The sequence below is a fragment of the Shewanella scandinavica genome (assembly GCF_031932065.1).
In the GTDB taxonomy this organism is placed as follows: Bacteria; Pseudomonadota; Gammaproteobacteria; order Enterobacterales; family Shewanellaceae; genus Shewanella; species Shewanella baltica.
On the sequence record NZ_JAUOES010000037.1, the window covers coordinates 1 to 11,964 of the forward strand.

Annotated in this window: 10 protein-coding genes; 4 read left to right on the forward strand and 6 right to left on the reverse strand. The window is 47.5% G+C overall.

Features of this window, described 5'->3' with window-relative positions; translation table 11 throughout:
- The first annotated feature begins 481 nt into the window (after nt 1-481).
- Nucleotides 482-1,195 (forward strand): hypothetical protein, encoded by a 714-nt coding sequence (locus Q4Q50_RS20720; protein WP_311900914.1) that lies wholly within the window; start codon nt 482-484, stop codon nt 1,193-1,195.
- A 783-nt stretch (nt 1,196-1,978) separates the two neighbouring features.
- On the opposite strand, the gene ycfP is transcribed toward Q4Q50_RS20720, so the two are convergent.
- Nucleotides 1,979-2,518 (reverse strand): alpha/beta hydrolase YcfP, encoded by a 540-nt coding sequence (ycfP, locus tag Q4Q50_RS20725; RefSeq protein WP_220590378.1) that lies wholly within the window; start codon nt 2,516-2,518, stop codon nt 1,979-1,981.
- A gap of 79 nt (nt 2,519-2,597) precedes the next feature.
- Complete coding sequence (nagZ, locus tag Q4Q50_RS20730) at nt 2,598-3,626, reverse strand: beta-N-acetylhexosaminidase (protein ID WP_311900915.1); 1,029 nt, start codon at nt 3,624-3,626, stop codon at nt 2,598-2,600.
- Nucleotides 3,627-4,011: 385 nt separating this feature from the next.
- Between nagZ and Q4Q50_RS20735 the strand changes: the two genes are divergently transcribed.
- Nucleotides 4,012-5,388 carry an L-serine ammonia-lyase gene (locus Q4Q50_RS20735; protein WP_106650679.1) on the forward strand — a complete coding sequence of 459 codons (1,377 nt, stop codon included), beginning with the start codon at nt 4,012-4,014 and terminating at the stop codon, nt 5,386-5,388.
- 118 nt (nt 5,389-5,506) lie between these two features.
- On the opposite strand, the gene fghA is transcribed toward Q4Q50_RS20735, so the two are convergent.
- On the reverse strand, nt 5,507-6,349 hold the full coding sequence (fghA, locus tag Q4Q50_RS20740; protein ID WP_311900917.1) for an S-formylglutathione hydrolase: 843 nt from the start codon (nt 6,347-6,349) through the stop codon (nt 5,507-5,509).
- Nucleotides 6,350-6,524: 175 nt separating this feature from the next.
- Nucleotides 6,525-7,664, reverse strand: coding sequence for an S-(hydroxymethyl)glutathione dehydrogenase/class III alcohol dehydrogenase (locus tag Q4Q50_RS20745; RefSeq protein ID WP_220777801.1), 1,140 nt, complete (start codon nt 7,662-7,664; stop codon nt 6,525-6,527).
- Nucleotides 7,665-7,893: 229 nt separating this feature from the next.
- On the opposite strand from Q4Q50_RS20745, the gene Q4Q50_RS20750 reads away from it, so the two are divergent.
- A complete protein-coding gene (locus Q4Q50_RS20750) occupies nt 7,894-8,772 on the forward strand; it encodes a LysR family transcriptional regulator (protein ID WP_006086303.1) in 879 nt (292 codons plus the stop codon).
- Nucleotides 8,773-8,925: 153 nt separating this feature from the next.
- On the opposite strand, the gene Q4Q50_RS20755 is transcribed toward Q4Q50_RS20750, so the two are convergent.
- Nucleotides 8,926-10,215 carry an NAD(P)/FAD-dependent oxidoreductase gene (locus Q4Q50_RS20755; protein WP_311900918.1) on the reverse strand — a complete coding sequence of 430 codons (1,290 nt, stop codon included), beginning with the start codon at nt 10,213-10,215 and terminating at the stop codon, nt 8,926-8,928.
- Nucleotides 10,216-10,576: 361 nt separating this feature from the next.
- Here Q4Q50_RS20755 and Q4Q50_RS20760 point away from each other — a divergent pair, with 361 nt between their 5' ends.
- Complete coding sequence (locus tag Q4Q50_RS20760) at nt 10,577-11,242, forward strand: DUF938 domain-containing protein (protein WP_311900919.1); 666 nt, start codon at nt 10,577-10,579, stop codon at nt 11,240-11,242.
- Between the two features lie 15 nt (nt 11,243-11,257).
- On the opposite strand, the gene Q4Q50_RS20765 is transcribed toward Q4Q50_RS20760, so the two are convergent.
- On the reverse strand, nt 11,258-11,752 hold the full coding sequence (locus tag Q4Q50_RS20765; protein WP_311900920.1) for a DUF4440 domain-containing protein: 495 nt from the start codon (nt 11,750-11,752) through the stop codon (nt 11,258-11,260).
- Nucleotides 11,753-11,964 lie beyond the last annotated feature (212 nt).

Here is an 11,964-nt window from a genome sequence, read left to right on the forward strand (position 1 = left end):
GCCTCAAGAGGGACTGTTAACGCGTGGTGTTTCCAGTCTCATTGAGCCGCGGTGGTTACGGTTGTTGTGTTTTGGTTCAGTGGTAATACGTTGCCAGCCCCTTAGGCGGGTGTTACGAATATTCGAGGGTGCATTAGAGTGGGTGGGGCGACTGCAGTGCAACGGTAATGTTAAATTATCAATCAACATCGCAAAGTAGTCGTTACGTAGGTTCGAATCCTACTGAAGTAAAGCAAGTAACAAAATCAGCAACTAAATTGAAAATGGAGGCGCGTATGGAATATAAATGCAAACTAAAGTCTAAATGGGTTGTTGCTGTGGTCGCTTCACTAATACTAGGTTTGTTTGGAGAAAACTCCGCCCAGCCTAATGCATCTTTATAACAAGGCTATCAAAAATCGTTCCGGCCCTAAAGGGGCCTCCACTGGACGCACTAACGCGCGTCTTTATATAGCAGTGTTATGCATCTTAGGGAGTGAGAATGTCTACCATATTTGCTTTTGTTAAAATATTTGAAAAAAGAGAATACGCACAAGACTTTGTGAGCGGTAAATTGTTCATGAATACCATTCGTTCATTCAAAGAGTACAAGGATGAATCTGGCGAATTACGCGGCGACGAGTATGAAGGAGTTGTAGCTCTATATCAGCCTGATAAAGTGGGTGAACTTCGTTTTGGCGAGCATATTATTCCCGCTTCGGATTTGGCAGCTCCTATAGTTGTGCAAGGAGATAATCTGCTAGCTCATAATGTATTCTGTATATATTCTCTGAATAGTCGAGGTCATGAGACCGTTTCATCGGAAACGCTATCGGATTTCAAACGAACTATTGAGCTTCATGACTCATGTTTTGGCTTAGGTAAGTTTTGTGTTGTTATCTTGAACGCATCGCAGTTTATCGAGCGCTGTAAATCTGCAATAGAAAAGCTCAATTTTCATGGAAACCTTGGGTTGGTTGACTATTTCAATGAGCATGAGTTTCACGGAAATATGCCAGAGGCTAAGCTCGGCTACCAAAAGCGGAGTTTATTTTCTCATCAACGCGAGTATAGGATAAAGATTGATACTAATCGTCCGGAACCAAGTCCGTATACCTTAGAAATGGGTGACTTGAGCGATATCGCCGTAATAACTACGCCAAAAGAATTCAACGCTAAATTGGAGTTGAAACTACCGGATGGAAGCCATGCATAACAAAGCTCTGCGGAAATTTACTCGCCCTTGAATCACTCTACACCAGACTGATTCACGCCAACCGATAAAACCCGCTCTAGCGCACCATTTGCGGCTATTCTGTGGCAGTTTTTTCTCTTAAGATGAATCAAATCTCTAGAGAACTGATTCATGTCCCTGTTATGCCAATTCCGACTGGTTATATCGATCATTGATTAGTTTGTAGCCAAATGAAGCATTACTAATAGAATAGCTAATCCGAATCTGGCTCATAAGAGTCAATTATCTAACAAGGTTTTGTCCAAAAGTGTGTTGCGTATGTCTTTTAAATCTACAGGTTACGTGAATGCACGAAAGGTGAGCCATGGTGATTGGCGAGACGACCGTCCGCCCCATGGACGGGGCGGTCGAGCATCCACGGACGGACTGGCTGCGAGTCGATGAGTCAATGCCATGGCAAGCCTATATGCGTGGATACCAGCCAACGCTAAACCTCTAAAACCCAAAACCCAAAACCCAAAACCCAAAACCCAAAACCCAAAACCCAAAACCAAAGTTGCCGATCCCCCGCGCTGATTACCAACACATTTCTATCCAAAACCAACATAGTCGATTTTATAATCTAGAGCCCTCAATATGCCCTACTGAAATATATACCCATAGTCACGCTCATATTCAAAGTCGCAAGATGCGCCACATGAAGTATTAAAAGCCAAAACCATAAGGCGGAATAGCCGATGAGTCAAATCCCCCCCCCTCTTAAATATAAAAAGAGGAGTGTTACCTTTATCAAATCGATATCAATCAAGCCAATTTAAAGGCTTTTATTTTGGGCAGATGTGCGGCGAGTTGGGGGAATTTGTGGGGTTGAACGTCATCCCAATCAATCGAATAATAGGCGCTTAATTCACTGGCGAGTTGCTGATTATCGAACATCTCATCATTCACAGAAAATATGCACATGGCCTTGTGAGTATTCTTTTCACGAAATTGCGACACGCACTTATTGGCAATATCGGCATATTCTTCTGGGCGATCAATCTTGCCCTGCATATTATCTTCTGGGTGCAAATTAGGATTAATCAGCACAGATTTAAGCCCATTTAAAAAACCAATGCGCTCGGCCCAATAAGCGCCAAGTCCCACGCCGACCATTAACGGCGCGGGATCGTCGCTATGCTTCATTTGCTTAGCGACTTCCTTGAGCAAGTGTTGCATGTCGTGCTTAGGATGCAAGGTGCTGTAACTGATCAAACGTACATCAGGGTCGATAAATTGCAGCTGACGCATTTTTTCGTGATTACCTGGGCTAGTCGCATCAAATCCATGAAGATAGAAAATCATATCAAGGCCTTTTAATCATTTTTGATTACAGTGAATTAACTAACCCTAGCAAAAGAGTGATCTCACACCTTGCGCTACATCAAACTTTCGCCTGTTGGGCCAAACAAATTTGCTCGGCAAGCTGCTTCGCGTTTTCCCAACGGGCGGTATTATCGAGCGCTGCGGCCGTTTGTACGGCATTGGGTTTAAGTAAACTTGCTGGATACTGCGGCGCGCTCGCTGGCCATGTAAAGCCATCCAGCAGCGACATCACGCCCGCATTGTCATTGCACACCAAAATCATATCGCAGCCGGCAGCTAACGCCGCGCTGGCCCTTGCACGATAATCGCCAGCAAATCCAGCGCCTTGCATGCCAAGATCGTCAGAGAAAATCACGCCGTTAAAGCCAAGCTCTTTGCGCAGCACTTGTTTTAGCCAGTATTCAGAGAAGCCCGCAGAGTTGGGGTCAACTTTAGGATAAACCACGTGCGCGGGCATCACGCCTAATAACTTTTCTTTTGCGATCAATTCTTTAAACGGCAGGATATCCTTTGCAAAAATCGCCTCGGCATCGCGCTCATCAATCGGTTTCTCGTAGTGCGAATCCGCCACCACACTGCCGTGTCCGGGGAAATGTTTACCCACGGCGCCCATGCCTGAGGCCGCCATGCCCGCAATGAAGCTTTCGGCCAGTGTAATGACCTCAGCGGGCTCTGGGCTAAAGCTGCGTTTACCTATAACTTGGCTCACACCGTTTAAATCCAGCACGGGCGCGAAACTTAAGTCGATATCGCAGGCCAGTAATTCAATCGCCATCAAGAAACCGAGCTCACAGGCCCAACGCTTGGCCAATACCATATCGCCCTTTGCTGCGGGTAGAATGTCGCCCATAGCGGGAATAATGGTAAAGCCATCGCGGAAGCGTTGTACTCGGCCACCCTCATGATCGACGGCAATTAATAGTTCAGGGCGGATTTGGCGTATCTGTTGTACCAGACGGATCAACTGATCACGGCTTGAAAAATTACGGGAAAATAGAATTAAACCACCCACCTGTGGATGGCGTAGCATCTCAGATTCTGCCTCACTGACGTCCAACGACAGTAGGTCCAACATTAAATAGCTCATACTTCTCCCTAAAAATTTTCATTAATACTCAAAAAATAACCACTCAAGCCATAAGTGGGTCGCGCTCACAAAAAAGCCCAAAAAAGCGAACCATCTGCCCTTGTAGCGCTTTTAAAGCCTGTATTCTTGGCCATAAAATGGTCAACAAAAAAGTCCCAATTAAGTTCAGCTTATCCGAACTATAATGAATTAAAAAAACTAATGTGAATTGTCACGCTAATCTATGGGATACTGAAGCTAGAGTATCACACAAGCAGATTTCGCATGAAAGAGCGCCGCCATTGACCAGAGTTCACGTTGAAGATTAGCGTGCTTCAATCTGCAGAGCGAGCAATCCCATGCACTCAGACTAAAATAATAAACAAGACACAACAGGACTTCTATCATGATTAGCGTATTTGACATGTTCAAGATCGGCATAGGTCCATCGAGTTCACATACTGTCGGCCCAATGAAAGCGGGCAAAATATTTATGCAAAACCTGACTGACTCAGGACTCGTGACCCAGATTGATGAATTAAGAGCCGAGCTCTTTGGCTCCCTCGGCCAAACAGGCAAAGGCCACGGCACGGGCAAAGCAGTGATTTTAGGTTTAATGGGTGAAGATCCAGAAACCGTAGACACTGATAGTATCGACGGCATTTTAGAGCACGTATCCAAGGACGAAACCTTAACGTTGCACTGTGGCAAAGTGGTTAAATTTACCCGCGAGCAAGGCATTACCTACCACAGACGCAAAACCTTGCCAGCCCACGCCAACGCCATGACCCTGTACGCTTATTGTAAAAATGAGTGTCTTTTCGAGCGTACTTATTATTCTGTCGGCGGCGGCTTTATCTTAGATGAAGACGAAATCAGCCAACGTAACGCATCCCCAGCATCACAAATCGAAGCGGCCCCTTTTGATTTTGGCAGCGCAGCGCAATTATTAGAATTGTGTGGCGAACAAGGTCTGAGTATTTCTTCTTTGATGATGGCGAACGAACTGAGTTTAGCCACCGAAGATGAAGTCAAAGCCAAGCTGTGGAACATTTGGCAGACCATGAAAACCTGTATCGAACGCGGCTATCAGAAGGAAGGCATTCTACCTGGCGGCTTAAAACTGCGTCGCCGCGCCCCTGCCCTGTACCGTCGTTTGAAAGCAGAAGGCCGTAACAATGTCGATCCATTAACCGCTATGGATTGGGTCGATTTATTCGCCCTGTCGGTCAACGAGCAAAATGCAGCCGGCGATCGCGTAGTGACAGCACCCACAAACGGCGCTGCGGGAATTATCCCAGCAGTATTATGCTACTACGATACTTTCGTACAAGAAGTGGATATTGATGTCTGCGCCCGTTACCTATTAACCGCCGCCGCAATTGGTATTTTGTACAAGAAAAATGCCTCAATATCTGGCGCCGAAGTAGGTTGTCAAGGTGAAGTCGGCGTAGCCTGTTCTATGGCTGCTGGCGCACTGACTGAAATCATGGGCGGCACGGTTGAGCACGTTGAAAACGCAGCTGAAATCGGCATGGAACATAACTTAGGTTTAACCTGCGATCCTGTGGGCGGTCTAGTGCAAGTACCATGCATCGAACGTAATGCCATGGGCGCGATCAAGGCGATCAACGCCTCTCGTATGGCCCTACGTGGTGATGGTAACCATAAGGTTTCACTGGATAAAGTGATCAAAACCATGATGGATACCGGCAGAGACATGCGCAGCAAATACAAAGAAACCGCCAAAGGCGGTCTAGCGGTAAACATTGTTGAGTGCTAAGTGCTGAGTGTTAGTTCACTCCCACTAATCGCTTAAATCGCACCATAAAAAATGCCGCCACTCACAAAGTTGCGGCATTTTTGTTTTAGCTCATCGGCATGAATGCTGAATCGACGATTCAGGCCTTAAAGTACAAACTATGGAACTTAAGGTGTTCTTCAATAAAGCTCGCGATAAAGTAGTAGCTGTGATCGTACCCCGGCTGCATCCGCACATCTAAGGGATAACCCTTGGTATGGGCGATATCCACCAGCGATTGTGGCATCAATTGGGTGTCTAAAAAGCTATCGGCTTCACCTTGATCAATCATAACTGGCACCTCGGCAATGGCGAGCTTGAGCAATTCGCAGGCATCGTACTGGCGCCAGTGTTCACGATTCTCACCTAAATACTCACTGAAGGCTTTAATGCCCCAAGGCGCATTACTTGGATTCGAAATCGGACTAAAGGCCGAAATAGAGCTGTATCTGTGCGGATTACTCAGGCCAATCACCAAAGCACCATGGCCGCCCATCGAATGGCCGGAGATGGCGCGCTGGGTAGTCACAGGAAAATGGGCTTCAATCAAGGCTGGCAGCTCGTGGACTATGTAATCGTACATTTTGTAATGACGATTCCACGGTGCTTTGGTCGCATTGAGGTAGAACCCAGCGCCTAAACCTAAATCGTAGGCTTTATCCGCCGCATCGGGCACATCGTCACCGCGAGGACTGGTATCAGGGGCAACAATCGCCATCCCAAGTTCAGCCGCCATGCGCTGGGCCCCCGCCTTCTGCATAAAGTTTTCATCGGTACAGGTTAGACCTGAGAGCCAATACAGCACAGGCACAGGTTTATTCACCGCTTCAGGTGGCAGATAAATCGCAAAGCGCATCTCGCAGTTTAACGACTGAGATTGATGGCGATACTGCTTATGCCAACCGCCGAAACTCTTGTTACAACTGATATTTTCTATGGTCATACAAGTCCTTTTAAGCTCAATCTTTTAGCGCTTGGTCATAACGCTTGTCTTAGAGTTAGTCATGGCATTTGTCTTAGCGTTTGTCATCTGCTCAGTGCAACACAGCAGACAGATTGTCACCTGTCTGCCGGTTTGTCACATCAAGCTGAAGCATCAATTGACAGTGCGAAACCACTTATTTATCAAAATGGATCACGCTACGGATGCTCTTACCTTGGTGCATCAGCTCGAACGCTTCATTGATTTGCTCAAGCCCCATAGTGTGGGTGATAAAGTCATCGAGCTTAAACTCACCCGCCATATAACGCTCAACAATGTGTGGCAGTTCAGAACGCCCTTTCACGCCGCCAAAGGCAGAACCGCGCCACACTCGGCCAGTAACTAATTGGAATGGACGGGTTGAAATCTCTTGACCAGCACCGGCAACACCGATGATGACCGACTCGCCCCAGCCCTTATGACAACACTCTAAAGCGCTGCGCATCACGTTGACGTTGCCGATACACTCAAATGAGTAATCTACGCCGCCGTCGGTCATTTCAACGATTACCTCTTGGATGGGCTTATCGAGTAATTTAGGGTTGATGCAATCGGTCGCACCGAGTTTTTTGGCTAACTCAAACTTAGACTCGTTGATATCAATGGCGATAATGCGGCTGGCTTTTGCCATAGTCGCACCAATGATCGCCGATAAACCAATACCGCCGAGGCCGAAAATCGCCACGGTTGCGCCTTCTTCCACTTTGGCCGTGTTCATCACAGCGCCCATGCCAGTGGTTACGCCGCAACCTAACAGACAAATTTCTTCTAATGGTGCGCTCTTATTGACTTTCGCCAATGAGATTTCAGGCAGCACAGTATATTCAGAGAAGGTCGAGCAGCCCATGTAATGGAAAATAGGTTTGCCATCGAGATAAAAACGCGTGGTGCCATCGGGCATTAAGCCTTTACCTTGGGTCGCACGAATTTTTTGGCACAGGTTAGTCTTGCCAGATAGGCAGAACTTACACTCGCCGCACTCTGGGGTATAAAGTGGGATCACATGATCGCCCACTTGCACGCTAGTCACGCCCTCGCCCACTTGCTCAACGATACCGCCGCCTTCGTGGCCTAAAATTGCGGGGAAAACCCCTTCTGGATCGTCGCCGCTCAGGGTAAAGGCGTCCGTGTGACACACGCCTGTGGCCACAATGCGCACTAAGACTTCGCCCGCTTTAGGTAACATCACATCCACTTCTTCAATCTTCAGTGGTTGTCCTGGTCCCCAAGCAACAGCGGCCTTTGATTTAATAAACTGCGGATTTTCGTTCGACATTGTTACCGTCCCTTGATAGGTAATAAGAGAAAATTATTGTTGTAATCGATTCTACTTAAGCTAAAGCATCTTGGTTCAAACATATTGGCTCGAACATACCGACTCTGCATACGCTGATGCCCATTGCACTAACGCTACTCATTGATGCTACTGAATAGTAAGATTGTATTTGTTTCTCAACGAGAGACAATCTAGTATTCAAGCAATTCATTTTTACTGAGCAACAACAATGTACCTCTGGGATGGCATTTCTGAGTTTGTCGCAGTGGCCGAAGCCGAAAGTTTTACCCTAGCGGCGCAGCGACTGAATATCTCCACCGCCCACGTGAGCCGCCAAGTCAGCGCCTTAGAGAATCGCCTCGGCACTAAGCTGTTTTATCGCACCACCCGCAAAGTGTCGCTAACCGAAGAAGGCACGATTTACTATCGCCATTGCCGCCAATTACAAACCGGCTTAGAAGAAGCTGAGCGCGCCATCTCAAACCTAAAGGACTCACCCCAAGGCTTAGTCAAACTCACGGCTCCCGTGGCCTATGGCGAGAAATTTATCATGCCGTTACTCAATGATTTTATGGTGCAATATCCCAGCGTTGAATTTAGCGTCGACTTGACCAATCGCACCTTGGACTTGATTGAAGGCGGTTATGATCTGGCCATTCGCCTCGGAAAACTCGCCGATTCGAGCCTTATGGCCAAACCGCTCAGCAGCCGTACTCACTATGTCGCCGCCTCACCAAGTTATGTGGAAAAATACGGCCAGCCCCATACTTTATCTGAACTTAGCCAGCACAATTGTTTGATCGGTAATCATAATTACTGGCGCTTTGTGGAAAATGGCCGCGAGCGTAATATCAAAGTCCGTGGCAATCTCAATTGTAACAGCGGCTACGCATTAAGGGATGCGGCACTAAAAGGCATAGGGATAGTTCAACTGCCTGATTATTATATTGAAGATGATATAAATGCAGGACATTTACTGTCCTTACTCGACGGTCACCGCGAAGCCAAAGAAGGCATTTGGGCGCTCTATCCGCAAAACCGCCATTTATCGGCCAAGATCCGCGTATTGGTCGATTACCTCGCCGAAAAACTCATCGAACAGGACTAATCTTTTTCTGAACAGCCGGTTGTTGAGCAGTATTTTGTGGAGCAGTCTGTTGCTAAAAAATCTATTGCTGAGAGGTTTATTGTGGAGCCGTCTGTTGTTGAGCGGATTACTCAGTTCGAACAAGCGAAGCGATAACAGACAAGACGCCGCAAACTAGCGCCAGTTTTCCCGCAAGGTGTAATACAACATGCCTAACGCCAACGCTTGATTACCAAACCATTCATTTAACGGAATACGGATATGGTGCATGCCGGCAAACAGATCAAATTCACGCAATTGTCCGTCCATCGCATTAGCCATGATCTCGGCCATAATGTGTGATGTCGCCACCCCATGCCCAGAATATCCTTGGCAATAGAACACATTAGGCGACACTTTGCCGAGCTGCGGGATACGGTTAATCACAATTCCTGCCATTCCCGCCCACGCAAATTCGATATCAACGCCCTTTAATTGTGGAAACGTGCGCTCAATCGCAGGCCGTAATTCCGCCGCCACATTTTTAGGATCGCGGCCGCTGTAGTTAGTGCCGCCGCCGAACATCAACCGTTTATCTGCGGTCAGGCGATAGTAATCCAGCACAAAGCGACAATCGTACACGGCTAAATCCAGCGGATTAATCTGCGAAGCGATCTCATCGGGCAGAATCGCCGTGGCACAATTGCCTAGGGACGCCGGAAATAACATGCCACGAAGTTGAGGACGCGCGAGTTTATGGTAGGCATTCCCCGCGATCAGCACGCTATTGGCGCACACTTTTCCCTTGGCGGTGACAACGGTAGCAAGATCGCCTTCTTCAATATCGAGCACGGGCGAGTTTTCAAAGATCAACGCCCCAAGACCTGCTGCGGCGCGGGCTTCACCCAGGCATAGATTGACTGAGTGCAAATGCATGTTGCGCCGATTGACTAAACCGCCGTGATACAAGGGCGAGCCTAAATAGGCGGGCATTTCATCGGCAGAGACTAACGTCATAAACTCCCCCATGCCGCGACGCTGCGCTTCATCATGCATAGCCCTAAGCTCGTGCATATGCTGCATCTGGTAAGCGGTTTGAATATGACCAAACTTTAAATCACACTCTATGCCGTACTTGGCCACCCGATTTTTAATAATGTCATGACCGCGCCAACGTAAATTCCACACATAATCTTCAGCTTCATTGCCAATCTGACGACGCAGTTGTTTGGTCATCGCCGCATCGCCGGACAAACTGCCCGTCACCTGCCCGCCGTTGCGTCCAGTCGCGCCCCACGCAATTTTGTTGGCCTCAATAAGCGCCACCTTGTAGCCCTTCTCGGATAATTCCAGCGCCGTTGCCACACCGGTAAACCCGCCACCGACAATCGCCACATCGACGCGAATGTCGCCTTCTAACTCAGGATAATTCGACTCTTGGTTTATGGTGGCATTGTAGTAGGAGGCGCAACGCTCTGCTGGCATAGTCATTCCTTGATGTTGAAAGTTAAGTGTTGAAAGTTAAGTACTGAAAGCTGTGTGCTGGTAATGGGTGTTGAGTCTTAGTTTATAGGCGCGAGTGTTAACACGTTTTCCGCCGACGGTTGTTTTATATTTTTTACAAGCGTTCAGAATTTGAGAGTATATCTGAGTTGAGATCGAGGTCAACAGTGGATTGTGCTAACCGCTTGCTGTACATAACAAAGGAAGCGGGAATGGCTTCTGCTTGAAGAACATAGGATTAAAGCGTGGCTCATTTTATCTTTTAAGCCTTATGCTTTTTGCTGGTTTAAGATAGGCTTGTCCGGCGCCATACTCTTTTAATCTCAACTGCCTAGAGTCCATTATGTCACTATTACCCATTGCCCAGCCACTTAGCCAACTGCCGTTTTCCCAAGCGTGCGAAAACAACAAAGCGCCGATTTTAGCCGTATTAACGCAGGCATTCTCACTCAACCAACATGTACTCGAAATCGGCAGTGGCACTGGCCAACATGCCGTATTTTTTGCAGCAAATCTACGCCATTTAATCTGGCAAACCAGCGATCAAGCTGAGTATGTTGGTGGCATTAGCGCAAGATGCGAGCAAGAAGGCGGGCTATTCAATGCTGGGGAAAATCTAGCTTTACCGCTTATCCTTGATGTTACCGCGCCATGGCCAGTGGAGGGATTAACACCTGATATTGATGGCGTATTTACTGCGAACACTTTGCATATTATGAGCAAAAATATGGTAGAAGCGCTTTTTACTGGTCTTGGTCTGTATCTCCCTCAACTCAAAACACTGTGCATTTACGGCCCCTTCAACTACCAAGGCGAATTCAGCAGTGACAGCAATCGCCAATTCGATGCCTTTTTAAAACAGCGCGATCCCGCCAGCGGTATTCGCGATATTGAATGGATTTGCAGTTTAGCCAGCGGACAAGGCTTCACACTGAAGCAAGATGTGGCTATGCCCGCCAATAATAGACTACTGCATTTTGTTAAAGGCTCGTTTCTTGTTAAAAGCTAGCTTTAGTTTAATGGTTTAGTCCGTTTTGGCCTCGGCGGTTCTGTGCCCATAACTCAGCACTCGGGTGGCCTTCCACTGCTCGTCCTGTTTGCGCCATACGATCACAAAGTCGGCTAGGCCATCGCAGCTGCCGGTTTCAAAGCTGCAGAAACGGTGAACGCCTTGCTCTATTGCGCCAAACTCTTTCACCGGAAACACTTTCATCGTACCCGCAACTAACTCGCGGCGATAATGGCCACAGGCATATTTTTCGGTGTTGGCGATCATGTCCTTGCGGTTCCACGTTACGCCACCTGTATCGTGGTAGAACTCAACATCTTCAGCGAAAAACGCTGCGTGTTTCTTGAGTTCAGCGGGGGCTGCGCACTTATTGAAACTGTCAAACACGGCAAAATCCACTGCTGCAATTTGGGCAGATAAGGTATCTTCTAAGGCAGCAGCGGGTTCGGTAGTGGCGAGTGACAAAGTTAATACCGCGACTGTGGCTAGGCTATAAAATGCTGGATTCATATTCTCTCCGTGAATGTTGGCTGTAAATTTTTATGGCGACGCTCCACATCACAAAGCTGCATAGCGCCACACATCTGCAGCAGAAGTATCAGCAAAGCGTATGCCAATTAAAATACCCTTTAAAATCATGCAAATATAATTACAGCTTGAGTTAATCTGTAGAAGCTGCCGACCACTTGTGGCTAATCTCACTATTTTTGCGCGATTTACCC

Bases quoted from the DNA above. Each gene is read 5' to 3' on its own strand.
- Q4Q50_RS20755 (WP_311900918.1), bottom strand. From the start codon at position 10,215: ATGCCAGCAGAGCGTTGCGCCTCCTACTACAATGCCACCATAAACCAA.
- Q4Q50_RS20750 (WP_006086303.1), top strand. From the start codon at position 7,894: ATGTACCTCTGGGATGGCATTTCTGAGTTTGTCGCAGTGGCCGAAGCC.
- nagZ (WP_311900915.1), bottom strand. From the start codon at position 3,626: ATGAGCTATTTAATGTTGGACCTACTGTCGTTGGACGTCAGTGAGGCA.
- Q4Q50_RS20745 (WP_220777801.1), bottom strand. From the start codon at position 7,664: ATGTCGAACGAAAATCCGCAGTTTATTAAATCAAAGGCCGCTGTTGCT.
- Q4Q50_RS20760 (WP_311900919.1), top strand. From the start codon at position 10,577: ATGTCACTATTACCCATTGCCCAGCCACTTAGCCAACTGCCGTTTTCC.
- ycfP (WP_220590378.1), bottom strand. From the start codon at position 2,518: ATGATTTTCTATCTTCATGGATTTGATGCGACTAGCCCAGGTAATCAC.
- Q4Q50_RS20720 (WP_311900914.1), top strand. From the start codon at position 482: ATGTCTACCATATTTGCTTTTGTTAAAATATTTGAAAAAAGAGAATAC.
- Q4Q50_RS20765 (WP_311900920.1), bottom strand. From the start codon at position 11,752: ATGAATCCAGCATTTTATAGCCTAGCCACAGTCGCGGTATTAACTTTG.
- fghA (WP_311900917.1), bottom strand. From the start codon at position 6,349: ATGACCATAGAAAATATCAGTTGTAACAAGAGTTTCGGCGGTTGGCAT.
- Q4Q50_RS20735 (WP_106650679.1), top strand. From the start codon at position 4,012: ATGATTAGCGTATTTGACATGTTCAAGATCGGCATAGGTCCATCGAGT.